Source organism: Aquimarina atlantica (genome assembly GCF_000626715.1).
In the GTDB taxonomy this organism is placed as follows: Bacteria; Bacteroidota; Bacteroidia; order Flavobacteriales; family Flavobacteriaceae; genus Aquimarina; species Aquimarina atlantica.
Window position 1 is genome coordinate 395,028 of sequence record NZ_AQRA01000002.1, and the last position, 26,393, is coordinate 421,420.

At 32.9% G+C, this 26,393-nt stretch carries 21 protein-coding genes; 7 read left to right on the plus strand and 14 right to left on the minus strand.

What is annotated here, in order from left to right:
* Nucleotides 1-14 precede the first annotated feature (14 nt).
* The 6 genes from ATO12_RS06230 to ATO12_RS06255 form a co-directional block, all read right to left on the minus strand.
* Nucleotides 15-2,408 carry a TonB-dependent receptor gene (locus tag ATO12_RS06230; protein ID WP_034240186.1) on the minus strand — a complete coding sequence of 798 codons (2,394 nt, stop codon included), beginning with the start codon at nucleotides 2,406-2,408 and terminating at the stop codon, nucleotides 15-17.
* Between the two features lie 80 nt (nucleotides 2,409-2,488).
* Nucleotides 2,489-2,773, minus strand: a complete 285-nt coding sequence (locus ATO12_RS06235; protein WP_034240195.1) for a hypothetical protein — start codon at nucleotides 2,771-2,773, stop codon at nucleotides 2,489-2,491.
* Between the two features lie 57 nt (nucleotides 2,774-2,830).
* Nucleotides 2,831-3,679, minus strand: a complete 849-nt coding sequence (locus tag ATO12_RS06240; RefSeq protein ID WP_316932917.1) for an alpha/beta hydrolase family protein — start codon at nucleotides 3,677-3,679, stop codon at nucleotides 2,831-2,833.
* A gap of 37 nt (nucleotides 3,680-3,716) precedes the next feature.
* Nucleotides 3,717-6,452: a PD-(D/E)XK nuclease family protein gene (locus tag ATO12_RS06245; RefSeq protein WP_034240198.1), complete on the minus strand. Its 2,736-nt coding sequence runs from the start codon at nucleotides 6,450-6,452 to the stop codon at nucleotides 3,717-3,719.
* A 184-nt stretch (nucleotides 6,453-6,636) separates the two neighbouring features.
* Nucleotides 6,637-8,034 (minus strand): OmpA family protein, encoded by a 1,398-nt coding sequence (locus ATO12_RS06250; protein WP_034240201.1) that lies wholly within the window; start codon nucleotides 8,032-8,034, stop codon nucleotides 6,637-6,639.
* 285 nt (nucleotides 8,035-8,319) lie between these two features.
* The gene (locus tag ATO12_RS06255; RefSeq protein ID WP_034240204.1) at nucleotides 8,320-11,472 is read right to left on the minus strand and encodes a UvrD-helicase domain-containing protein; all 3,153 of its coding nucleotides are present in this window, start codon (nucleotides 11,470-11,472) and stop codon (nucleotides 8,320-8,322) included.
* A 195-nt stretch (nucleotides 11,473-11,667) separates the two neighbouring features.
* Between ATO12_RS06255 and ATO12_RS06260 the strand changes: the two genes are divergently transcribed.
* Nucleotides 11,668-12,276 carry a superoxide dismutase gene (locus tag ATO12_RS06260; RefSeq protein WP_034240207.1) on the plus strand — a complete coding sequence of 203 codons (609 nt, stop codon included), beginning with the start codon at nucleotides 11,668-11,670 and terminating at the stop codon, nucleotides 12,274-12,276.
* 261 nt (nucleotides 12,277-12,537) lie between these two features.
* Here the strand turns inward: ATO12_RS06260 and ATO12_RS06265 are convergent, their stop codons facing one another.
* On the minus strand, nucleotides 12,538-14,436 hold the full coding sequence (locus ATO12_RS06265; RefSeq protein ID WP_034240209.1) for an amidophosphoribosyltransferase: 1,899 nt from the start codon (nucleotides 14,434-14,436) through the stop codon (nucleotides 12,538-12,540).
* Between the two features lie 81 nt (nucleotides 14,437-14,517).
* Complete coding sequence (locus ATO12_RS06270; protein WP_034240211.1) at nucleotides 14,518-15,447, minus strand: PfkB family carbohydrate kinase; 930 nt, start codon at nucleotides 15,445-15,447, stop codon at nucleotides 14,518-14,520.
* Nucleotides 15,448-15,891: 444 nt separating this feature from the next.
* On the opposite strand from ATO12_RS06270, the gene ATO12_RS06275 reads away from it, so the two are divergent.
* Nucleotides 15,892-16,968: a carbohydrate-binding protein gene (locus ATO12_RS06275; RefSeq protein ID WP_051575647.1), complete on the plus strand. Its 1,077-nt coding sequence runs from the start codon at nucleotides 15,892-15,894 to the stop codon at nucleotides 16,966-16,968.
* A gap of 131 nt (nucleotides 16,969-17,099) precedes the next feature.
* Here the strand turns inward: ATO12_RS06275 and ATO12_RS06280 are convergent, their stop codons facing one another.
* A complete protein-coding gene (locus ATO12_RS06280; protein ID WP_034240214.1) occupies nucleotides 17,100-17,735 on the minus strand; it encodes a ribonuclease H1 domain-containing protein in 636 nt (211 codons plus the stop codon).
* 172 nt (nucleotides 17,736-17,907) lie between these two features.
* Nucleotides 17,908-18,483 (minus strand): phosphoribosylglycinamide formyltransferase, encoded by a 576-nt coding sequence (gene purN / locus ATO12_RS06285; protein WP_034240222.1) that lies wholly within the window; start codon nucleotides 18,481-18,483, stop codon nucleotides 17,908-17,910.
* A gap of 181 nt (nucleotides 18,484-18,664) precedes the next feature.
* On the opposite strand from purN, the gene ATO12_RS06290 reads away from it, so the two are divergent.
* From ATO12_RS06290 to pyk, 5 genes are all read left to right on the plus strand, one after another.
* The gene (locus tag ATO12_RS06290; protein ID WP_024768509.1) at nucleotides 18,665-18,898 is read left to right on the plus strand and encodes an acyl carrier protein; all 234 of its coding nucleotides are present in this window, start codon (nucleotides 18,665-18,667) and stop codon (nucleotides 18,896-18,898) included.
* A 17-nt stretch (nucleotides 18,899-18,915) separates the two neighbouring features.
* Entirely contained in the window at nucleotides 18,916-20,169 is a 1,254-nt protein-coding gene (gene fabF, locus ATO12_RS06295) for a beta-ketoacyl-ACP synthase II (RefSeq protein ID WP_034240225.1), read from the plus strand.
* Nucleotides 20,170-20,904, plus strand: a complete 735-nt coding sequence (gene rnc, locus ATO12_RS06300; RefSeq protein ID WP_034240228.1) for a ribonuclease III — start codon at nucleotides 20,170-20,172, stop codon at nucleotides 20,902-20,904.
* A 183-nt stretch (nucleotides 20,905-21,087) separates the two neighbouring features.
* On the plus strand, nucleotides 21,088-21,579 hold the full coding sequence (locus ATO12_RS06305) for an IPExxxVDY family protein (protein ID WP_034240491.1): 492 nt from the start codon (nucleotides 21,088-21,090) through the stop codon (nucleotides 21,577-21,579).
* Nucleotides 21,579-23,006, plus strand: coding sequence for a pyruvate kinase (gene pyk, locus ATO12_RS06310; protein ID WP_034240230.1), 1,428 nt, complete (start codon nucleotides 21,579-21,581; stop codon nucleotides 23,004-23,006). The genes ATO12_RS06305 and pyk overlap by 1 nt, the downstream gene beginning before the upstream one ends.
* Nucleotides 23,007-23,063: 57 nt before the next feature.
* On the opposite strand, the gene ATO12_RS06315 is transcribed toward pyk, so the two are convergent.
* The 4 genes from ATO12_RS06315 to ATO12_RS06330 all read right to left on the minus strand — a co-directional run bounded on the left by ATO12_RS06315 (nucleotide 23,064) and on the right by ATO12_RS06330 (nucleotide 26,204).
* Complete coding sequence (locus ATO12_RS06315; RefSeq protein ID WP_034240233.1) at nucleotides 23,064-23,477, minus strand: response regulator; 414 nt, start codon at nucleotides 23,475-23,477, stop codon at nucleotides 23,064-23,066.
* Nucleotides 23,478-23,499: 22 nt separating this feature from the next.
* Nucleotides 23,500-24,951 (minus strand): PAS domain-containing sensor histidine kinase, encoded by a 1,452-nt coding sequence (locus ATO12_RS06320; RefSeq protein ID WP_034240236.1) that lies wholly within the window; start codon nucleotides 24,949-24,951, stop codon nucleotides 23,500-23,502.
* Nucleotides 24,952-24,985: 34 nt separating this feature from the next.
* Entirely contained in the window at nucleotides 24,986-25,381 is a 396-nt protein-coding gene (locus ATO12_RS06325) for a DUF2721 domain-containing protein (RefSeq protein WP_034240238.1), read from the minus strand.
* Nucleotides 25,382-25,562: 181 nt separating this feature from the next.
* Nucleotides 25,563-26,204 carry a collagen-like protein gene (locus tag ATO12_RS06330; RefSeq protein WP_034240240.1) on the minus strand — a complete coding sequence of 214 codons (642 nt, stop codon included), beginning with the start codon at nucleotides 26,202-26,204 and terminating at the stop codon, nucleotides 25,563-25,565.
* Between the last annotated feature and the right edge of the window lie 189 nt (nucleotides 26,205-26,393).

The window sequence follows — 26,393 nt, forward strand, 5'->3', positions numbered from 1 at the left end:
TTCAAAAATTTAATTTAATAGTTAACTGATAATCTTAATAAAAAGTTTCTCCCCAGATCATCTGCAAAATATCGCTGACGATTTAAGTAATTTCTATAGCTTGTATTTAATATGTTGTTTATTGTTAATCCAACTTTTAGTTTATTTCGTTCTCCTAACGAGAACTCCATACTAGTATCTGCATTTAACAAATGATATGCATCTGGGGGTGTATTGATCTCTAACAATACATTTTCATTTTGTTGTGGAGAAAACACAGATATATTGGGCGGGTATTCATTTTGTCTAAAAAAGTATTGACTTTGTAAAGAAATATTAAGTCCGAACCAATTTTTGTTACTATAAGTAACACTGTTATTAAAAGTTGGTGCAGGGATATTAATCAATGCAACATCTTTTTCATTTTCTTTTCCTTTTACTATAGAAAAACTATGGTCTGTTCTCCAGTTCTGATACCAATTAGCATAAATTTTTGCATCAACACCCAATAATCTAACATCGGTTTGTCGATATTCCCAAACAGGAAATGCTCCTCGTATTGATAGTTGGACATCTACAGGTTCTAGCAAAATATAATCATTTATAAAATTGGCATATGGTGCTATTTCCCATCCCCATTTTTCTGTATTCTTTTGTGCAGTTAGAGATACTTTATGAGATGTTTCCTGATCTATCCTTAAATCTCCTAACTCAATTCTGGCAGCCGAGTGGTGTAAGCCATCACTAAATAACTCTGAAGGGTTAGGAGCACGTTGTGCTAGTGCATAATTGAATCTAAATTCGTAATCTTCTCTAAAAGTATATTGTATTCCTGCAGTACCAGAAATACTATGGTAATCAAAAACTGGATTAGTTAACCATTGTGTATTAAAATCCTCAATAATGAGGTTAGAAAAATCTACATCATATCCTCTTTCTTCCCACCTTGATTTTAAATAAAATTTCTTAGCATCCATACGATTATAATCGTATCGAATCCCTGCATCTATAATGACATCATTTGTTACGCCATATTCACCTGTAACAAATACTCCTGCATCATACTTATCATAGTCTGGAATTAGTCTTCTTACTCCTGTACCAGGATCTGCAAAATTATTCTGATATCTAAATAGCACTCCTGCATTCCACAGAAAATCAGGATTCGAATCAAAACTAAAATCTGAGGTTAATGTATGTGTTTTTAACTCAAGATCTATGCTAGGTAGTTTGGTAAGTTCTTCTGTTCTGCGAATATCAAACTCAAATCGTTTATTATATTGAAAATCATATTGTGTATTCCATTTCCCAAGTTCTTCAAAACGTTTAAAATATCGAAAACGTCCCAAATGGTGCGTAACTTCTTGCTTAGGATTATCAATCTCATAGGTAAAATCTCGAATGATTGCGGGTTGTTGATCATTAATAGCATTTATAAGATCGTCTACATTACCAATATGAGATGTTGCCAGTACAGCAATTTCATTATCAAAAAAAGAATAATATGCATCCCAGCCATGGGTAAATTTATTTACTCCAAAAGACAGGGAAGCTCCTTTTTCGAATATTCCTGTATTAGAAAGAATATAGTCTGGTGCTTCTACATCTCCAAAGCGCTTTAGTGTTCCTTGCGCTTTAAAAAACCACCCATTTTTATATCCTTTTATCAATTCTGAAGAAATCGATCCTCCTCTACCATTTAGAGCCCCAGATAATCGGGTTTTTCCGAACAAAGTATCTTTTGCTGGTACTTTACGAGGTTCCATAATGATAACACCACCTATTGCATCTCCTCCGTATTGTAATGCAGAAGCTCCTTTAACAACAGTAACATTTCCTGCGGTGTTAATATCTACATTAGGAGCATGTTCATCACCCCATTCCATATCTTGCATGCGAACGCCATTATTCATGATCAATACACGACTTCCGCTAAGACCTTGAATAATTGGTTTTACAATCGTAGATCCGGTATTTAAAGACGAAACACCTGTAATTTCTCTAAGGGCATCTCCTAAAGAGGCACTACTATATTTTTCTATGATATCAGAACCTATAGTCTCTTCTTGAGCAGAAGTTGTTTTATCATCATTAGCTCCCGAAACTTTTACTTCTTCTAATTCATTAAGGTGGTGTTCTAAGGAGAAATCTTTTGAGGACGTTTTGCCTACATCAAGAGTTACTACCTGCGAATTACACTTTTCATGAGAAACAGTAAAAGCATATGCTGTTGCACATAAACCTGTAATAGAATATTTACCAGAAGCGTCTGTCACGATTGTGCGATTATTAAATGTTATTGTGGCGCCTTCAAGGGGTGCTCCATCATGAAAATCTATGACTCTACCAGAAAGTGTTTTATCACATTCTTGTGCAGAAAGGAGATGAATCCCTAAAAGAAACACAAATAACCAAGTGTGTCTTTTCATTTGTAAAATAAATAATAGATAAACTGATTGGTATGGATATACCACAGTTAAGTTTCAGTAATAAAGTTTTTTAGGTAAAACTATGCTGCAGGGGGAGCTTTGTTTAGAAAATTGTAAGCAGCAGATGAATCAAAATATCGATTCACATAAGTTGCTCTAACAATATCGGCAGGAACATGCACCGCTTCAGGAACAGTAACAGTGTCTGCAGATGTAAAGTTATCATTATGATGATCTGAAGTAAATTTACAAAGAGTGCAATCTGTATCATCAGCATCATGACCCACAATATGTAAGTCTGCCAATTGAATGATACCGAAGAGTACCAAAAATACGGAAGCCAGTATTTGTCTATTAAACTTCATAACAGCAAATAAACGAAAAAAAATGATTGCTTATTATATTTTTTGGCTAAGAAAGTGTTAAAGACGTATAAAATCTATGCTTTTTTGTGCTATTGTCTTAAGATGTTTTGATAAATTATTGCTTTGCCATGGATGTTTTACCCCAAATATATGATCGGCTCCTTCTACCAAGAATATTTCACTGTTAATGCTCCATTGATGTATATCTTTACTCTCCTGCACATCAACTGTAGGGTCCTCTGTACCGTGAATAATCAAATGTGGAATTTCAATTTTTTTGGCCGCATTAGCAATCGTTAATCTATCTTCATTTTCTACAAAAGATGTGTAAAACTGATAATAATGTGGCATTTGCTGTTTGGTTCTTCCGTTTTCGATATACATTACTCCTTTCTTCTGCCAATGGGTAAACGCTTCTCCTTTTGGAAACCGGTTTTTATAATCAGAAACACTTGCCCACGTTATTAATGTAGTGATTCTCTTATCTTCTGAGGCTTTAATAGTTACAATCCCACCACCACGAGAATGCCCTATCAAAGAAATGTTTGAAGTATTAATGTCATTTTTGAATTTGAAATCTGAAGAGGTTACCCAATTTACAATAGTGTCTAAATCATCTAATTCTTTAATATAATTATTATTGCCAAAAGCTTCGAGGTCAGGAAAATCGATAGGTTGTTTTATCGTGCCTCCATTGTGTGAAAAATTAAATTTTATAAAGAAAAATCCAGCCTTGGCAAAAGCTTCTGCCACCAAATCCCAGGCTCCCCAATCTTTAAAACCTTTATATCCATGACAAAAAATAACAATAGGTTTTTGCAACCCGGTATCTGTATAAAAAACATCTGTCAAAATTGGTTTTTGATGTTTTCCTGCAACTATTATATTTTTGTTTTTGATCATCATAATTCTAAGTATAGAGTTTAGTGTCTACGTTATTGAGCTACACTTCTTTTTCAATAAATGGGGTTTCAATATTAAAAATTTCCAGGATCAATTTTTTTAACTGTAGCAAATAATCGTCGAACACTGTATTTGTAATTTCGTAATTTGCTTTCCCTCTTATGCTTTCTTTTGTTCCAAACTTAAGAAATCCTTCTTGAAGATTCTTAAATGAAATTATACCTGCTTGAAAAGCTTTTGAAATTGGATTTTCATTATGTTGCATGTATGCATATGCTAAAACCTGGATTACCTTGCTATATTTATATTCATCGGTAATTATATCCCAATCCATGATAACGACATCATTTCGACCTACTCTTCCTGTCTTATAATCTATTATCCTTACTTGCCCATCCAACTCATCAATACGATCTACTTTTCCTTTAATATAAATAGGAAAATCTAACTCAGGAATTTCTAATTTCGTTTTTAGATTACTTTCTATAGCCAGAATCTTTAATTGTGCTCCATCTTTTATTAGTTTTTCTTCTGCTTTTAGGAAATTATATACATATTGCTTAGCTACTTCAAAAATCAAAAGATTTTTACCTTGAGTGATATTGAGTTTTGTATACTCTTGTCTAAACTGATCCCGAAGTTCGACATCAATTTGGTTTCTCATCTTATTAATATCTTCTATAGTAAGAAATTTATCTTCTAATGGTTTATAAAAAGTTTCGAGTGTATTATGGATCACTGTCCCTAAAGTGTTTGCTGCAATAGTTTCTTCTACCTGTTCGGTTTCTGTAACGCCCAAAACATATTTATAATAGAAATCCATAGGGTTTCTTATATAAGTAGTTAATGCAGATGGGGATAACCCGTGTGCACCTAGTTCTTTCAACTTTAGCAAAACAGCTTCATTTTTCTTTATCTGTAATGGTTGGTTGGTTAACATAGGGACTTCTGCCGATACTACATATTTTGTGAGTTTATGTTTGGGTCTTTTATCTATATCTAACTGAAGTAGAAACCTACTCTTTTCTCCACCACCTACTCCTTCATCTTCTGTATTATACAGTAGATACACTTTTTTAGCTCTTTGGATCAATCTATAAAAATGATATGTATATATAGCGTCTTTTTCTTTATATGTAGGAAGATTGTATGCTCTTTTGAGATCATAAGGAATGAAAGAATTCATACTTTTACCAGCAGGCAAAACTCCTTCATTAACCGAAGTGATAATAACAGTTTCAAAATCAAGACATCGAGATTCTAACATTCCCATAAGCTGTAACCCACTAAATGGCTCTCCAGAAAAATCTAATGTCTCAGACATCATAATATCTTTATATAATGTATATAAAGATCCTATCGTTTCTATATATTGATAGCTATTATGTAACGTAAAAACTTTATTAAAAACTAAATGAAAATGATATACATATTCTAGTTCTAATTCATCGTTTTTCTTATCAAGATTATTTTTGAGTAATAGTATTATTTTCCTACAATTCTCTAAGGCTGTAGTAACATCTTTCCAAGGTTCGAATATTAATTTAAGTGCTTGTTTTTCCTTATCTGAAGCTTTTTCCTGTAGTTTATCTAATGATATGTAAACGATATTTTCTTTAGAAATGGTATTGATCAATCGTGTTGCTTCAAATCCTAATATTCTATATGCGGGTAGGCTATTTAAAATCTCTACTACCAATTTATAATAGAATCCTTTGGAGCTAGAGTTTTTATGGAGGCTAAATAATAATTCAAAAAATGCAGCTATAGGAACCTCTTTAAGAGGTAGTCCCATCGTAATATTTAAGGCTTCGATTGTATTAGGCAATGAATTAAGCAGGGGCTGCAATAGCGTTTCGTCTGCAAGTACCAAAGCTGTTTTTTCGACCTCGGACTTGGGGACCGAAGTAAGTATTTGACCAATAGATTTTGCCTGGCCTATATTTTTAGGTACTCCTACCAGAGTAATGTCTTTTTCTTCAGAAAAATTGTTTTGCACCCATTGAAACGGATTCTTTTTATAATATTCCCATTGATTTTTATATGTTCGTAAGAATAATGATGCTTCGTGGTAGGTATTCTCCATAAAAAAATGATCTGCATCCCAATACACCTGAGCAATATTAGCCTCTAAAAGTGATTGAAAAATGATCTGTTCTGCATTATTTAGAGCATTAAATCCTACCAGGATATGTGTTCTATTTTCGGTATTAATATACGCCTGGATATCTTCTGATGCTTTTCTGTACAGCAATCCTTGATATCCTATTTTTTTGGAAAGTAATTTATTTTTAAAATTGTTATAATAATCCATCAGGTTTTCCCAAAACCTAATGTAATTTTTAACCAATTCGGTTTTTTCTTTTTGTAAATACCAATGGTTTAGGTCTTGTATCCCTGATAAGTAAGCAAAAAAGCTCTTGTGATCTATACAGTATCTATCGATTTCATTAAAATCATAGATTAAGGTCTGAGCCCAATTACTAAATGTCTCAAAATCTTCTTTTTCTAGGTGAGTATGGGTGTTTAAATAAGTTTCATAAAACTCAAATAAAGTCTGTACGTTATCCATCTGTTGCAACCCTGATAATCGAACGATAAATTCTTCAATACTAAGGATTATTGGTGCAAAAAGAGTTTGATCGGGATATGTTTCTAAAAGTTCTTTTTTAAGAAAAAGTCCTGCTCTTTTACTAGGTACCAGAAAAATCAGATCGCTTATTTTTTCTGTAGTGCCTTGCACTTCTAGTATAACTTCTTTTAGAAAACTTTTCAAGTATTTATGATTTTATGTGCAAGATATTAAATCTCTAAACAAACCTTAATCTAATAAGTAAAATCAATTGTGTTAAACCCAGATTATGCATTAGAAAATCTATTATCTGTTTAATTTTCTAAAAATAAAAAACGTCCCGAAAATTTCGGGACGTTTTTATTAGTATGATTAAGAGACTTTATTCTTATTTTACTAAGTTAATCTCTACACGTCTGTTTTCTCCTCTACCTTTTCTAGTTTTATTAGAAGCGATAGGTCTGTCTTCACCATAACCAACAGCTGATAATCTGAACTGGTCGATACCATTTTCTGTTAAGTAGTTCTTAACAGCATTTGCTCTAGAATCAGATAATCTTTGATTAAGTTTAGCACTTCCTACACTATCAGTATGTCCTTCTACAGTAAATTTAGCAGTAGGGTACTCTTTTAATATTGCGATAATATCTCCAAGTACTTTATTAGATGCTTCTTTGATTGTAGATTTACCAGAATCAAATAAGATAGTTTTTGCATAAGCGTTAAGAGTCTTCTGTACTTCTTCAGTTACTTCTGGACAACCATTGTTAGCAACAGTACCAGCAACGTCAGGACAGTTATCATCTTTATCTAATACACCATCACCATCTTTATCTTGGTAAGGACATCCGTTATTTGCAGCTGGTCCAGCTTCATTAGGACAACCATCTTTACCGTCAGCGATACCATCACCGTCAGCATCAGGACATCCATTAAGAGCAGGTAATCCAGCTTCAGTAGGACACTCATCTTTAGGATCTGGAACTCCGTCACCGTCAGTATCAGGACATCCATTAAATTCAGCAGTACCTGCAGTATCAGGACATTCATCTTTAGCATCAGTGATTCCATCACCATCAGTATCAGGACATCCGTTGAATTCCTCTAAACCAGGAACATCTGGACACTCATCATCTTTGTCATATATTCCGTCACCGTCAGTATCTTTACCTCCAAATGCGAAAGTAAGTCCTGCAGAATGTTGGAAATGAGTTGGTGGGTAACTACCAGTCTCATAATCTTCAAATACGTGCTTATAAGTTGATTGAAGGTTAAATGCTAAGTTTTCAGTTAACCAAAAGTTGAATCCAAGAGAACCGTTTAATGTTCCAGCTCCTTTTTCATCAAGCCAAGTATAACCTCCACCTACACCTAAGTAAGGATCGATCCAACTTGAACCAAATACTTTCTTAAAGCTGTAGCTAATTCTACCATCTAAGGCATAATAAGATAGGTCATCAACTTTTAAATCTTCTCCTGTAGTAGGATTTTCTCCCCAGTTTTCTATTTTGTTAACCGATCCTGCCGCTGTAAAACTAAAACCATCTCCTATATATCTACCAACAGATAATTTGGAAACAGATGGAAGGATGTTCCAGTGGTCACTAGCATTAAAATATTCATCGAAAATTTCTCCCTGACTAGTAAGGTCTCCCCCAGTAGGAAAGATGTCAACGGCATTAATGCCTATAGAAACCGCCCAAGGATTGTTTTCATCTTGTGCATTCGCCGTACTAAATCCAAGTACAAGTAACGAAGCCACTAAAAATCTGCTAAGATGTTTCATATTCAATAATTTAATTTTTAAGTGTTAATTAGAGCAAATGTAATATGTTAAAAATAACTGTCAAAGATAAATCTAATAAATTTTTCTTAACAGGCCAGCATATATCGCAGCTTTGGAGAGTGTAGTTGTTTTTTCTTACAGTTTTCAAGCCCCAAAAAAAGCAATAATTTTAACCTTATTAGAGAAAAATTAAAGTATTTATCTCAGCAATTACGTTACAATTATAAGATAAAAATACCTTTTATCCTTAAATTTCTTTTAGTAATTATAAAAATGATAGTTTATTTATACGTGTTTTAAGGTGATATTATCATTAAAATAAATTAGAATTTTATCTTTTATAGTGTGTCCTATTTTTTCAAGAAGTGATGCGTATCCCTGTATTTGCAGAGTGTGAGAAGCATTATGAACTCCAGTTTTATAATCTATTATAGTGGTCCGATTATTTTTATCGACTACTATTCTATCTGGTCGAAATAATCTTCCATTAGAAATTATATCTCTTTCATTATATACTATATTATCTAAAGAAAAGTATTGAGAAAGCTCTGGATGGTCTACAATACCTTTTATTTCATCATAAAGTATTTCTTTTTCAGAAATAGTAATTTCTCCTGTTTTATGAGCTTCTTCAACAACTCTTTTTACATCCTTATATGTATCTACAGAAGCCATAAGATCATGTATCAAATTTCCTTTTTCAATTGCATTCTGTTGAGACGTATCCCATAGTTTACCAGAATTAGTTACAATATTTACTTTATATTTCCTTGAGGAATCCTCGAATCGAGAAAGTTTAATCACTTTTGGCTTATCTTCTATATCTGTATTTAAAATCTCTGGTTTTAAAGGGTGACCAAAAGTGTACACGGTTTTTTCAGGATTCCATTGATCTAGATGTTTTAGATATGCAATTAATTTCCCAGAAAAAGTATTGGGGTTGCTTTCTCCTTTAGAATTTAATTTCAAATTAGAAACAATATATAGTTGTTCTTTTGCACGAGTAAGTACTACATATAATAGATTAAACGCATCTAACTCTAATTGAGCTTGCCTGTGTAATACAATTTCTTCTGCATCTTTACCATATTCAGATATTCCTTTATTATAGTTAATAAACACTTCTTCAAAATTGCCATATTTTTCACTATCTACTGCCAGCCAAGTTTTGGGTTCTATTTCTTCATAGATATCTATATTAGCATATGGATAAATAACGCAAGGAAACTCTAGTCCTTTTGCTTTATGTATAGTCATGATCTTAATTGCCTGCTCTGTTTCTGGGGCAACAATGCTTAATTTATCTTTTTTGACATGCCAATATGCTAAAAAGCCTACAATACCTTCTGTGTGTTTTTGAGTAAATGCAAACACAACATCCAGAAAAAACTGTATATACGCTGTAGTACTATCGGCAAGAGAAAAACTGGCTATAATATATTCTACTGCATCATAAAGAGGTTTTATAGCTACTTTGGCAAGGTCAAAATCAAGCCCTAGAGTTTTAAGTTCGGAAGAAAATGTATTCTTAGTACTCTTGATCATTTTTTCCAGAAACAAATGTTTTTCCTGTATTGAAAACTTCTCGGTCAAGAAATGTAATACATTAATTTTTGATTGAAGATGATCGGGTTGTATACACCAGGTAAGCAGATCAATAATAAATACAACTTGTGGGGCATTATTAATTAATAATGTTTCTGAAGAAATTATAGACAACCCTTTTTGGGTAAGAAGATCTGCTATAACAGCTCCTTCTTTTTGTTTTCTTACGATTACACATATTTCATTAAGTGGATATCCTTTTTTGTTTAGTTCGAGTACAGCTTCATACACTTTCTCGGGATATAGGTCATTCTCTTGAGCTACATTTTTTGCTTCAACAAATGATAGATTAACGTATCCGTTTTTTTTGGAGTTAACTTCTTGTTTATTGCCCAGTACATATAATTCTCGATGTTTTTCATTTTTAAAATCACCCGATAAAAAAGTAAATAAACTATTATTGAATTTAATAATTTCTTCGTGACTACGATAATTCCTGGGGAGATTAAGAACCTGTTTTTCCTGTATTGAAAAAGGGTTTTCATCAGACGATAAATTAATAAATTGTTCTGCTTTCCCTCCTCTCCACCGATAAATTGCTTGTTTTGCATCTCCCACTATAGTAACCTGTCCTCTTTTGCCTGTTAATGTTTCTGTTGAAACCGCATTATCGATAAGAGGAATCAGATTATTCCACTGTAATTCTGAAGTGTCCTGAAATTCATCAATAAAATAATCTCTATAACGCTCTCCTAAACGTTCGTATATAAATGGAGCTGGCTGATCCTTAATTGCTTTACTTATAATTGTATTAAATTCTGATATCAATAGAATCTTTCTTTCTTTTTTGATTCCAATTAATTCTTTATTAATTGCGTTTAATACCGAAAGAGGTGTAAGGTTTTTGATAATATTCTGAAAAAAACCAATTTGTATTAATAATTGCTTTGTTGTTAGAAAAGCATCTTCTACAGAAGATCTCACATTATCGATTAGTTCTTTTTTATGAGGGTCTAACTTGGCGTTATATAAAGAGGCTTCTTGTATATTTTGTTTCCACGCTGCTTTAAAATCAGCTTTTACCTCGCCTTCTGCAAGTTTCAAAAAATGATTAGGAATTGAGCTCCGAGTAAAATCTGTATATTCTAACCCCTTGTTTTTAATTAATTGTAAAACTGTATTTGACTTAGAAATAATATCTTTTTTACATTCGGTAACCTTTTGGTTCAATTGTTTTTTTAGCACCTCAAAGTCGGCAATTGTTTTATGCGAAAGTTTATTAAGGTGTTCTCTGTCATTTTCACTAAATAACAATCTGGCTATCTTGTTAAGTTCTATAGTGATATCCCAACTTTTATCATCCTCGAGCTTGCTAATCGCAAAATCAACAATCAATCTGGTTAGTTCTTCGTTTAGTCCTATTTTGGCAACTACAGCATCTACGGCTTCTTCAATTAAAGCATCTGTATCCATTTCGATCTCAAAATTCATAGGAATCTCTAAATCATGTGCAAATGTCCTGATAACTCTATGTGTAAATGTATCAATAGTAACAACATCAAATGCCGCATAATTATGAAGAATACTTCTAAGAATTCGTTTTGCTTTTTGTTTAAGTTCGGATTCTGGAATTTTGATCTCTGTACTTAATTCACTTAACAAACCCTGATATTTTGATGGAGTATCAAGAGCGCTAATAGCAACTAAGTTCTCTAATATTCTGGATTTCATCTCGGCTACAGCTTTATTTGTAAAAGTAATCGCCAAGATATTTTTGTAACTATCTCTATACTCTCCTTTTAACAGAGCAATTAAATATGTTTTTACCAAAGTATAGGTTTTACCAGCACCAGCAGCAGCATTATAAACAACAAAAGCAGTAGTAGAATTCAATTCTTTTTTTTACTAAAATACTAAAACCCGAAATTCTTATACCCATCAAATTCTATAAAATTATAGCAACAAAAAAGGTTGTTTTTATGATCCTATAGGATTTAATCAATTTATAACAATTATAAATTTTTATTCATCATTCTAATTGTTAAATTTGATGTCGCTTTTATTTTTTATTAATTAAAATAATAACATATGTCATTCGAATTACCAAAATTAAACTACGCTTTTGATGCGTTAGAACCTCATATAGATGCTCGTACCATGGAAATTCATCATGATAAACATCATGCTGGATATACTAGCAAATTAAATGCTGCAATTGAAGGGACTGATCTTGAGGGTAAAACCATTGAAAACATTCTTATTAATCTAGATATGTCTAATGGAGCTGTTAGAAATAATGGTGGTGGATATTACAATCATAATTTATTTTGGGAGATCATGTCACCCAATGGAGGAGGAAAACCATCTGGTGAAATTGCAGATGCAATTAATGCCGCGTATGGATCTTTTGATGCTTTTAAAGAAGCATTCTCAAAAGCAGCTGGTACAAGATTTGGATCTGGATGGGCCTGGTTATGTGTACATCAGGGAGGGAAAGTAGAAATTTGTTCTACTCCTAATCAAGACAATCCTTTAATGCCTGGTGTTGGATGCGGAGGAACTCCTATCCTTGCATTAGATGTTTGGGAACATGCATACTATTTAAACTACCAAAATCGTCGTCCGGATTATGTCGCAGCATTTTTTAATGTAATTGACTGGAACGAAGTAGCTAGTCGATATGCGCAAGGAAAATAAGTATCTATATATATTAAAAAAAGAGTTACAGTATTGTGGCTCTTTTTTTATGTGAAAGTATTACGAAATGCCAGAAAATAAAAAAAGGTGGAAGAACCACCTTTTTTTGCCCCAAATCTACCATGAACTTAACCTACTTATGCTATGGCTTTGCTAATATAGAACGTTATTTCATAGTGAAAAAATGTTTTAGACGAAAGGTCAAAATACTTGTTGAAATACACAAATTAACCCTTTTTAACAACAAACATTTTTGTTTTTTTAGTAAGCTCTTTCATTTTTACCTTCAAAGAAGTTTATAAAAGCCTTATTTACAACTCTATTTCCTCCTATAGTTGGATAATCTCCTGTAAAATACCAATCCCCAAGATTCTTAGGACAAGCTTTATGAAGATTATCGACAGTCTGATAAATAATCTTTACATCAGCTTTTACCGATTTATCACTTAACAATTCTGATATTTTATCACTTATTTCCTGATCAGAGAATCCACTATAGATTTCTTTTACAAAATTTTGCACTTCTGAGTCTACCAAATTTTCCTGGGCTTTACATTTTTCATAAACCTGCTCTACCAAGTCATAATTTCCATTTTCTTTTAAAAGCTCTAATGCTGCCTGAAATGCAACTAGACCTTCTAATCTTGCCATATCGATTCCGTAACAATCTGGATAACGAATTTGTGGTGCCGAAGAAACAACAACAATTTTCTTTGGTTTCAATCTATCCATCATCTTAATAATACTCTTTTTAAGTGTAGTTCCTCTTACGATACTATCATCGATTATGACTAAATTATCTTCTTGTTTTACTACGCCATAAGTCACATCATAGACATGCGCTACCAAATCATCCCTACTACTATCTTCTGTAATAAAAGTACGAAGCTTAGCATCTTTGATTGCAATTTTCTCTGTTCTTAATCTGTATGAGAGAATTTCTGATAAACGTTCATCTGTTAATGTCTCTTTTTCTGAAAGTATAGTTTCGTTCTTCTGTTTATTTAATTCATCCTGAGCCGCTTCAACCATACCATAAAAAGAGGTTTCAGCTGTATTCGGAATAAAAGAAAATACGGTATTTACTGTATCATGATCAATTTCTTCTAAAACCTGAGGCATAAGCAATCTTCCTAAGCTCTTTCTTTCTTCATAAATCTCGGCATCACTTCCTCGTGAAAAATAAATACGCTCAAAAGAACATGCTTTTCTCTCTAATGGATCAATAATTCTATTTATCGATGTATCCCCATTCTTTTTGACGATAATTGCTTTTCCAGGATCAAGTTCTAATACATCATCAAAAGCAACATCAAATACCGTTTGAATAACAGGTCTTTCTGAAGCAACCACCACCACTTCATCATCTTTATAATAGTATGCTGGCCTAATTCCTGCTGGGTCTCTTAAAACAAAAGCATCGCCATGCCCAAGCATTCCTGCCATGGCATAACCTCCATCCCAATCTCTCGATGACTTTTTAAGGATTTTTGCGACGTTTAATCGTTCTGCAATTTGAGGAGAAGCTTCATTTTTATTAAATCCTTCTTTCTTTAGTTTTTTATATAACTTAGCTACTTCAGAATCCAAAAAGTGGCCTATTTTTTCCATTACAGTAATGGTATCTACCTTATCTTTTGGATGCTGCCCTAATCTCACAAGATTATTAAACAACACATCATTGTTAGTCATATTAAAGTTACCTGCTACGATAAGATTACGATGCATCCAATTATTTTGTCTTAAAAAAGGATGAACACTCTCTACGCTATTTTTACCAAATGTCCCATAGCGAACATGTCCCAATAGTACTTCTCCTATGTAGGGAATATTTTTTTTCTGTAGCTCGACATCGTCAGCATATTCTGGATGCTCTACCAATTCTCTATTAATTCTATCATTAATCTGAGAAAAAATATCTTGTATTGGCTGCGATTCACTAGATCGAACTCTACTTATATATCGTTCGCCAGGAGCCGTATCTAATTTAATACTTGCAAATCCCGCACCGTCCTGACCGCGATTATGTTGTTTTTCCATCATTAGATACATTTTATTTACTCCATAAAATGCACTACCGTATTTCTCCTTATAATACTCTAATGGTTTTAGTAATCTGATAAATGCTATACCGCATTCGTGTTTTAACGCATCACTCATTGTATTCCAAAATTCTAAATGTTGTTGTGTTAATCATAATCAAAAAAGCCCTAAATAATTACTTTAGGGCTATACTTTATATCAAGACAATTCTATTTCGAATTGTGTTAACTCTCTAAACTGCTGAAGTCGCCTCTGAACCTCATCTCGATTCAAATTCTCCATTCGCTCTGTACCAAATTTTTCTACACAAAAAGATGCGAGGTTTGAAGCATGAATAATTGCTTTTTTCATATTCTCGAATGAAATATCATCTGTCTTGGTCAGGTATCCCGAAAAACCTCCTGCAAATGTATCTCCTGCACCAGTAGGATCAAAAACTTCTTCTAGTGGTAGTGCAGGGGCAAAGAAAATCTGTTCTTTATGAAACAACAAAGCCCCATGTTCTCCTTTTTTAATCACAACATATTTTGGCCCCATCTTTTCGATTGCTCTGGCGGCTTTTACCAAAGAATATTCTCCACTTAATTGCCTAGCCTCTTCATCATTGATAGTAATTACATCTACTTTTGAAATTACTTTTAAAAGATCTCCTAAAAAAGCATCTTCCATCCAGAAATTCATAGTATCTAATATCGTAAGTTTTGGCTTCGTAGTAAGTTGCTCTATTACACCTAGTTGTACTAAAGGATTTAGATTTCCCAGCATTACAATATCTGCATCTTTATAATTATCAGGAACCACAGGATTAAAATCAGCAAGTACATTAAGTTGTGTATCTAATGTATCTCTAGAATTTAAATCATTATGATATCGACCACTCCAGAAAAAAGTCTTTCCTCCTTTTACAATCTCAACAGCAGAAGTGTCAATATTTTTTTCCTGAAGCATAGAAAGATAATCCAAAGGAAAATCTTCTCCAACTACAGAAACAATGGATGACGAAATGTTGAAATTCGAGGCAGAAAGCGCAATATAAGGGGCTGCTCCTCCTAATATTTTATCAGTTTTACCAAAAGGCGTTTCAATAGCATCAAAGGCAATAGAACCTACAATAAGTAATTTACTCATACAACTAGCGTAATATTTTTTTTGCAAATATACGTTTTACTTTTAAGTAGTAAGAAGATTAATAAAAGGTTATTTTCTGTTAGAATTTACAAGTATTTTTCTATAGAATATCATTCGCTATTTGATAGATCGAAGTTAAAACACCTAAAATTTTATCACTTATTTAAGAATAGTAAACAAACAATACTCTTTTTATTGATTGGCATACAACTTTAGGCTTTACCACTTTAACAATAACACACTCTAAATCAAAATTTTAACTCTATATTTTATGTATTGAAAATAATGTTGAATTACGCCCGATAATTTATGAAAATGGCAACTTTTTGGTGTGAAAATTTCAAAAAAACTATAATTTCTGAAAAAAAAATTTAAAAAATGCTAAAATAATCTTAAAAAAATACCGTTCTTTACACCAATACAAACTCAAACTTTCAATTAATTATGAAAAAATTAAATTTAGCTAAACTCGTTTTAGCTACTTCGCTGTCGGTTTTATTCTTCAATTGCGAAAAAGATTCTGAAGACATTATTGAAACTAATCAGTATGCAGATGCAAAAGCAGCTCATGTGTGTATCGAAAAATGGGATGCTAACGAGAATAACTCAAAAGCTGCCAGTGTTAAATCAAAGGAATGGCAAGCTGGTCAGACTATCCGTGTAAAATTTTTAAATGGTAATAATTTTGTACAGTCTAAAGTAAGACAATATGCTGTAGAATGGGAAAAGTATGCAAACATTAAATTTGAATGGGTATCTTCAAACAGCAGTGCAAACATCAAAATTGGTTTTAAAGAAGGTCAATTTGCAAACGAAGGTGGATCTTGGTCTTATTTAGGAACCGATTCTAATGATCATGCACATAGTATGCATTTTGGATGGTTTAATAATAATACCTCTGATACAGAGTTTAGAAGAACCACAATTCACGAATTCGGACATGCTCTTGGTTTAATTCACGAACATCAAAATCCTGTAGCAGGAATTAACTGGGATAAAGAAGCAGTTTATGCTTACTATGCTGGACCGCCAAATAACTGGAGTAGAGCACAAGTAGATCATAATCTATTCAGACGTTATGAAGCAAATATTTCTAACTATAGTACATACGATCCATTATCAATAATGCACTATCCTATTCCTGCAGAACACACTACAGATGGTGTTGCAGTTGGAAGAAATACTCAATTATCTGCTACAGATAAATCTTTTATTGCAAGAATTTATCCTGGTTCTAATACTGGTGGTGGTAACTGTGATGGTGTTGCAGAATATAATAGTAATACTTCTTATTCTGTTGGAGATAAAGTAACGTATAGAGGAACTTTATACCAAAGAACAGCTAGCGGATGGAATAATCTTGGTGCATGTGATAGCACTCCTAATAATGATATTTGTGCTGGTGTAGCAGAATATAATAGTAATACTTCTTATTCTGTTGGAGATAAAGTAACCTATAACGGAACTTTATACCAAAGAACAGCTAGCGGATGGAATAATCTTGGTGCATGTGGTAACTAAGAAAAAAGAAATCAAATAATCTAATTTATTTGCTACATTAGATTAAAGTCTTATTATATAAAAATGCTCCGGAAAAACACCGGAGCATTTTGTATTATACATCATTGTTATCTAGAGAATACGTCTTAAAACTACTTTCTGCCAAAATCTGCAGGTATTTCTCCCCACGCTTTGGTTTCCCATTTTACAATTGTAGTTGTATATGTATTGTCTTTGAGCCATTGCGTAGCACGATCTACCAAATCAAAGACTTCTTTGTTTTTAGCAGTTCGTTGTAGTTTTGTTTTACAGGTCTTTTGCTTTACCCATCCTATCGCTATTTTAGAATCAGAATAAATAATACGGTCACTATTTTTCTTTTTAAGATACGCGAGACCATGTACAAGTGCCAAAAATTCTCCTATATTATTTGTGCCTTGTCTAAAAGGCCCCTGGTGAAAAAGTTGTTTTTCGGTTTGAGTGTCTACTCCTCGATATTCCATCTTACCAGGATTACCACTAGAAGCAGCATCTACTGCTATTGAATACAAATTAGGTTCTCCAATTTTTGATAACTGTGCAGCAGTAAGTGTTTTTTTGGGTTTACTTTTTCCTTTATAATCTTCATAATCCCCATTATATGCTTTTTTTGCAATATCAAAAGAATCAAACGATTTATACTTTGCATTGGGATATCCCTTAACCGCCGCTTTACAATCATCCCACTTGGTATAAATCCCTGGCCTGTGTCCTTCCCAAACCACATAAAATTTTTCTTTCTTAGCCATTTTTATTCGTTGATTGTTCCTCGTTACTTATTATTCCATTTGATATCATTAACGATATTTTGGAATTCACATTGAGCTTGTTAAAATGCTTTTGTCCTACAAATTTATTTCGATAGATTCAACATGATACTTACTTTTCTTACTAAACAACTTTAGTCGTAACATTTTCAAACTACTTTTTTTCAGCAAACAGAAGTTCTTCTATAACGGTTGGAAAATGTTTATATTCTAATTGATGGATTGCCTGTGCTACATCTTCGGCAGAATCTTCTTCAGAAATTGATGTTTTAGCCTGAAAAATAATCGCTCCTTCGTCATAATGCTCGTTTACATAATGGATCGTAATCCCGCTTTCTTTTTCTTTATTTCTTACTACAGCCTCATGTACATGATGGCCATACATTCCTTTTCCACCATATTTTGGTAATAATGCAGGATGAACATTTATCACTTTATCAGGAAAAGATTCAATGATTTTTTTAGGAAAAATCCATAAGAACCCAGCTAGTACAATGATGTCAGGTTTGGCATCTTTTAAGATATTAAGTACTTCATTTGTGTCATAAAATGACTCTTTGTCAAAGTGTAACGCCTTTACTTTCAAGGCATGAGCTCTTTTTAACACTTTGGCACGCAGGTTGTTAGAGAACACATGTGTAACCTCGGCAATTTTTCGCTCATGGAAGTACTTAATTATATTTTCGGCATTGGTACCTGAGCCGGAAGCAAAAATTATAATACGCTTCATAGTATGATAAAGTTGTTAATTAGAGAGCACAAAAAAAATAATTATTATTCAATTTTAGGTAGCAAAAAGGCAATACTTCGCTATATTTGATAAAATACAAATACATTTTTATGGGATTGTGGGGTTTTAAAATAAAGTTTTTTATTTTTGCCACCTAATTAAAAAATTAAAATTAAACATTATGTCAGACATTGCATCAAGAGTAAAAGCGATAATCGTTGACAAATTAGGAGTAGACGAAAACGAAGTTGTAAATGAAGCTAGTTTCACAAACGATTTAGGCGCTGATTCATTAGACACTGTAGAATTGATTATGGAATTCGAAAAAGAATTCGATATTCAGATTCCAGACGATCAAGCTGAAAACATTGCAACAGTAGGTCAAGCAATATCTTATATTGAAGACGCAAAGTAATAACTTCACAACAAAATATGAATCTTAAGCGAGTTGTAGTCACAGGACTAGGTGCATTAACACCTATAGGTAACAATATCGATGAATATTGGGACGGATTAGTAAATGGAAAAAGCGGTTGCGCTCCTATTACATATTTCGATACCGAAAATTTCAAGACTAAATTTGCTTGCGAAGTCAAAAATTATTCTCCCACAGACTATTTTGATAGAAAAGAAGCACGAAAACTTGATAAATTCGCCCAGTATGCTATTGTATCTTCTGAAGAAGCTATAAAAGATGCTGCTATTGACCTGGAAAAAGTTGATAAATTTAGAGTTGGTGTGATCTGGGGTGCAGGAATTGGCGGAATAGAGACTTTTCAGGAAGAAGTAGTTGGCTATGCCAACGGAAATGGAACACCTCGTTTCAATCCTTTCTTTATCCCAAAAATGATCGCCGATATTGCTCCTGGTCATATTTCTATACGAAATGGCTTTATGGGACCTAACTATACCACAGTTTCTGCTTGCGCTTCTTCTGCAAATGCAATGATCGATGCACTAAACTATATCCGTTTGGGTCATTGTGATATTATCATTACAGGAGGAAGTGAAGCTGCAGTTACTATAGCTGGTATGGGAGGATTTAATGCGATGCACGCTTTATCTACAAGAAATGAAAGCCCTGAGACTGCCTCCAGACCATTTGACGCAACCAGAGATGGTTTCGTTCTGGGAGAAGGTAGTGGAGCTCTTATTCTTGAAGAATATGAACACGCAAAAGCACGAGGTGCTAAAATCTATGCTGAAGTAGTTGGTGGTGGAATGTCTAGTGATGCATATCACATGACAGCTCCGCATCCCGATGGAATAGGGGTAGAACGCGTGATGCTTAATTGTTTAAGAGATGCTGGTGTAGCTCCAGAACAAGTAGATGCTATAAACACTCATGGCACATCCACTCCATTAGGAGATGTTGCAGAATTGAAAGCTATTACTAAGGTTTTTGGAGATCATGCATCTAACATCAATATCAATTCAACAAAATCTATGACAGGACACTTACTTGGTGCAGCTGGAGCTATAGAGGCTATTGCTTCTATTTTGGCTATGCAAAAAAGTACAGTACCGCCTACTATCAATCACACTACAGTGGATGAGAACATAGATTCTTCATTGAATTTGACATTAAACAAAGCTCAAAAACGTGACATCACATATGCAATGAGTAATACTTTTGGTTTCGGAGGTCATAATGCTTGTGTGTTATTTAAAAAATTGAACGAATAAATGAATGTTATTCGAAACATACTAAATTCCCGCTCTGAAAAGAACGGGAATTTTTTTTCTAAAATTCAGAAAATAGTAAATTTTAAGCCCAAAAACATTGAACCTTATGAAAAAGCATTTACGCATAGGTCATTAAATTTAAAGGACAAAAAAGGAAATGCTGTTAATTTTGAAAGGTTAGAATTTCTAGGTGATGCTATGTTAAGTAGTGTTATCGCAGCTCACTTATTTAAAGAAGTACCAGAAGGTAATGAAGGATATTTAACCAAAATGAGGGCTAAAGTAGTAAGTAGAAAACATCTTAACGAATTAGGTAAAGACCTTAAACTAATTGAACTGGTTCGAACCAATATTCCTAAATCTCAATTTGGAATAAATATACACGGAAACCTTTTTGAAGCACTAATAGGCGCTATTTACCTGGATCGTGGTTTTGTATATTGCGAACGGTTTATAAAAGAAGCTGTAATCGATCCATATGTTGATATCGAAAGTCTCGAAGGGCAAATCATTAGTTATAAAAGCTTATTGATAGAATGGTGTCAAAAAGAGAAAAAAGTATTTAGTTACGAAGTATATGAAGATACTGGTAAAGATGAAATGAAGCATTTTGCTGTAAAACTTTGGATAGATGATAAAGTAGTTGCAAAAGCAAGAGCTACTTCAAAAAAGAAAGCAGAAGAAAAAGCTTCAAAAAGAGCTTATTTTGCATTTCAATCTAAAATAAATATCTAAATACCATTAGATTCTTTCTTATTAAATTAATCAAAATATAGGCATCCCAGAAAAACTATATTTTTTAAAAGTTAAAAGATACTAACTCAATCGTTTTCGTAAAATAACTTTATCTTTTAATTAAACTTGTTAGGTGAATTTATTTGTATATTTCGGGTTGAATCGGAAACAAAAAAAATCAAAGTGGCTGTTCAGCGGTTAGTATTAGATGCCTTTACCGATGATGATTATGAACTCATTGCCATTCATTGTTCATTAGCTTCATATCGGTTGGCCTTTTTATTGAATAAAAACCTGAATTTAAAGCTCTATAGAAAAAAAGAAGATATTAATTTTGAGTATAATGATCTTACTGCAAATTTTCCATTATATCAGTATGATGATCATTTTCAATATAGTACATATAGTCTTATCGGAAATAAATTTCAATCCAAAATAAAATCAGAAAATCAGATTTCTGATGGTCTATTTACTACTATAGAGAATACATATACTACAAAATATTTAATTCCTGAATTAAAAAATGTAGATTATTTTCTAAAAATTGAGACCGAAGCATCAAATTTTTCAAGTAAGTCTTTGCTTATAGACATGCTTACCATTTCGCAAATTATAACAGCATATCCTTTGGAATATGCTACACTTAAATCAAAGAACAACTTAATATTCGAATAATGCCAAAACGTAAAAGAACTAAAATAGTCGCTACTCTTGGACCCGCAACAAGTAGTGAAGAGATATTAAAAAAAATGTTGGAAGCAGGGGTAAATGTTTTCAGAATAAATTTCTCTCATGCTGATTATAATGATGTCAAAGAGCGTATAAAAATTATACGAAAACTAAGTGCAGAATATGGTTATAATGCATCTATACTTGGAGATTTACAGGGTCCTAAGCTACGTGTAGGTGTTATGAAAAGAGATATCATCGTCAATGATGGTGATACGATCAATTTTGTGACTGGTAAACCTTTTGAAGGCACTTCTAAAGAGGTTTATATGAATTATGAAAGTTTCCCAAAAGATGTAAAAGCAGGTGAAAGAATACTATTAGATGATGGGAAATTAATTTTTGAAGTTATCTCTTCTAACAAAAAAGATACAGTTAAGACCAAAGTAATACAAGGAGGGCCTCTAAAATCTAAAAAAGGAGTAAATCTTCCTAATACTAATATTTCTTTACCCGCACTAACAGAAAAAGATGTAAAGGATGCGATTTTTGCATGCGAACAAGGGGTGGATTGGATTGCGTTATCTTTTGTGCGTCATGCTCAGGATTTGATAGAATTACAAGATCTTATAAAAGAACATAGCGAGCACAAAATTCCGATTATTGCCAAAATAGAGAAACCCGAAGGAGTAGAAAATATTGATAAGATTGTGGCATACTGTGATGGCTTGATGGTAGCAAGAGGAGATCTCGGAGTAGAAATTCCTGCCCAGGAGGTACCACTAATTCAGAAAAAATTGGTGCTTAAAGCTAAAACTGCCAGAATACCTGTGATTATTGCTACACAAATGATGGAAACAATGATCGATAGTCTTACACCAACACGTGCCGAAGTAAATGATGTCGCTAATTCTGTAATGGATGGAGCCGATGCCGTTATGCTATCTGGTGAAACTTCTGTAGGAAAATACCCTGTGCAGGTAATCGAAACTATGTCTAACATTATAAAAAGCGTAGAACATTCTGATTTAATAAAGGTTCCTCAGAACCCTCCTCATATTCGAACCAATAGATTTATTACAAAATCTATTTGTTACCATGCTGCACACATGGCAAATGATATTGATGCCAAAGCTATCTGTACTCTTACCAATAGTGGCTATACGGCATTTCAAATTTCTGCATGGAGGCCCGATGCTCATATCCTGGTCTTTACCAGTAATCATAGAATCTTATCTCAGCTTAGCCTCTTATGGGGAGTAAAAGCTTTTTATTATGATAAGTTCGTAAGTACCGATGAAACTGTCGAGGATATTAATAAAATTGCATTAGACCGTAAATTTGTAGAACAAGGAGATATGTTAATCAATTTGGCTGCAATGCCAATTACTGCAAAAGGAATGGTAAACACACTTAGGGTTTCGCAAATCTAAAGAATTCTTGTAATACAATATTGTAGCAAAAAGCTTCTCTATATGAGAAGCTTTTTGCTATAAAGTTTTCTTTAAAAAGATAGCTTCTAAGTCCTCTATCGTAACTGGTTTTATAAGATAATCCTTTACCGTATTAATACTTTTTGCCCTCTCTATATCTACCGGATTAATTGAGGAGCTTACAATGTATAGTGTGATTGTTTTTCCGAGTTTATTTTTGATTTTAGTGAAGTTATCCAAAAATTCCCATCCATCCATTACTGGCATGTTTAAGTCAAGAAATATGATTTCGGGAATTGTCTTTTTATTTAAATTAGTCAAAATAGCCTCAAAATAATTAAGAGCATCCTTACCATTTTGAAATACCATTAGGTTATTACAAAGGTTTTTTGCTTCTACAATCCTTTTTACAAGATTTACATACATATTGTCGTCGTCAATAATACAAGCTAATCCTATTTTATGACTCATGATTTATGAGGGGTTTTTATTATTAAAATTCAATTATAAAAGTTGTTCCTTTATCTACTTCACTTTCTACAGTAATTTTTCCATCGAGTGATTCTACCTGGTTTTTTGTTAAAAACAGTCCTATTCCTACTGCATCCTTATTGTAATGAAATGTTTTATACATGCCAAATATTTTATCTTTAAATAGTTTCATATCAATTCCCCTGCCATTATCTGTAACCTTTAAGTATGCCTTGCTACCTTTAGAATAGCTTTTGATTTTTATTACCGGATCTCTATTCTCGTGCTTATATTTTATAGCATTCGTTATTAAATTTAACAGGATGCTTTCTAAATATGCAGGAATATAATTAATTGTATTTAATTCTTTAAAATCAGTCTTGATTTTGGTTTTGCTCATAGAAATCATTTGCCCGATTCCACTTGCAACCAAATTAAAAGCATCCTGAAATTTGACTGGTTTTTTTTCCTGATCCTTATTTGTATGTATGGCTACAATCTCATTAAGATGCTCGATGGTTGTATTTAAACTATATGATATTTGTTTAATTTCTTTAACCAACCCAATCTTTTCCTTAGGATCATCTATATCTTCGATCAACTGTACTAATAAAGATAGATTGCTGGTATGAGATCTAAGGTTATGAGATACGATATGAGCAAAATTGAATAATCTAGAGTTCTGAGATGCTATAATATCAATCGATTTTTGCAGACTTAATTCTTTTTTTTTGATTTCATCTATATCCTGAAAAACACCTCTAATCCCAATTATTTCTTTATTTTCATTATATACAGGCTTTCCTATGGCTCGCACCCAAAATTCTCTTTTGTTGGCCGTTACCATTTTAATTTCGGTATTAAAAGGAGTACCTACCATGGCACAATTAAAAAATAAATCTGCCGCCTGTTGCCTTGAATCTTCTGCATAGTAGTTGGCAGAATCTTTAAGTGAAGGAATATAGTCGTCGGCATATTCTAAAATTCTTCTGGTTTCAAAATCCCAGAAACTTTTCCTTTCCTGAAAATCTACATACCAACTCCCGGTAGCTGTCATTTGAGCAGTTTCTTTATAGTAGAAATTATCTTTTGTAATATCCTGCTCTGGCTCTAGTTTGATTTCAATGAAAAAGACAAGGCTAATCTTAGATTTTATATTTACCGGTAATTCATCATTAGTTGCACATCTAAATAGTTTATAGTTTCCTTTTTTATCGAGGATTTTTATATGCTGTTTAAAATTTATAGCATTACGTCGATAGCTAAAAAAATTATCCCTGAATAACTCAACATCTTCCTGATGTATCAGGTGTTCTAAAAAATAGTCTATTTTTGGCTCTAGTTCATTTTTTGTATACCCTAAACTATCATAAAACTTTTCTGACCAAACCTCTCTTTCTGGACCATCATATAGCTCCCAATATCCAGCATTGAAATCTTGAATTACATTATTAAAAAGTTCATTTTGAAGCATTCAGTAGTATTTATCATAACAAGATAAGGATTTCTTAGGTATTCTCTTCGATTCTATTAAGCCTAATAGCTAGTGCCTTGGTAGAGATCTGAACTTCTATAAATGATAAAAAAAGTGAAATCATAAGTAAAAAAAGACTAATCCCAAATACAATATTAGCCCAGGATATCTTTTCTACATATAATAAAAACATGGTAATCACACTGGTGAGAAAACTAGCAATAGCGATAGCTTGCATATTCCTAATCAACCATAATCGCTTTCTTAAGTTTTTGATTTGCAATACCGTGTTTTTTGATCGCGAAGTCAAATATTCCTCATGTAATTGCCGTATCAATGCTGCAATAGCTAAATACCTGGCATTATAGGCGAGCATAGTTAATGATATTGCAGGAAACAACAAGGCCGGAATACTCATAGTAAGCGTCATAAAAAAAGAATTTAGAACTACTAATTTAGATTAAAAAAACAGGACAGCAAATTATAGATGATCTCATCATTGGGATACATCATTTAACTTTTCGGGCGTATATATTTAACAAAAAAATAGTGAGCAATGCCCTTTGCATTGCTCACTATACATAATCCAAATTAACAATTGGGTATAGAGATTATTCTGGGATATTAAACAACGTTATAATTTCTTCATACGACATCTTGGTATAGTCTATCGCTGATTTTGTGGCTGAATTTGTATTTGTGGGTGCTGCAACTCCCCCAGGAATAATTACATATCTAAAATCATCAAAAAAGGTGAATATATTAGTCGACCCATCTAATGTAGCTACTTCAATTCTTAGTGAACTTCCTCCAACAAAATTTGCAACTTCAAAACTGTAAAATTCACTTTGAGAAGCATGTATAAAAGGAAGTTGTTTGATTTCAGAAACTAAGATATTTACTTCACGTCGTCCGTAGACTAATACTACATCTTCATTCAAATTAAATTCATTAAGATCAAAGGTTGTAAGAAGTTGTTCGTTAGTTTCAGCCGCCACATTAGTTTCAAAATCCCTTGCAATCCAGTCTGAATAAATTACATTAGCAGTTCCCGGTTGCCCATCTGCTCCATCTTGCCCATCGGCACCGTCGGCCCCATCATTACCGTCTGCTCCACTAGTGCCATCAACCCCGTTAACTCCATCCTGACCTGCAGGCCCAATTGCTCCATCTTCTCCATCAGAACACGAAAAGATCAATAGTGATACCATCACTATCATCATTCCCTTTACTACATTTGTTATTGCTTTCATTTTTATAATTTTTTAAAAGTTAATGGCACAAACCTAATATGGGTATGAATATGTACTATCCGAAAAGTTTGAATTTCAAAGAATCCGGACACTTTTTAAGGGGTTTCACTGTATTTATGAAGCTAAATACCTGTTGTACATTGATCAAAAAAATAGCGAATAATACTTTTTATATATTATTCGCTATAT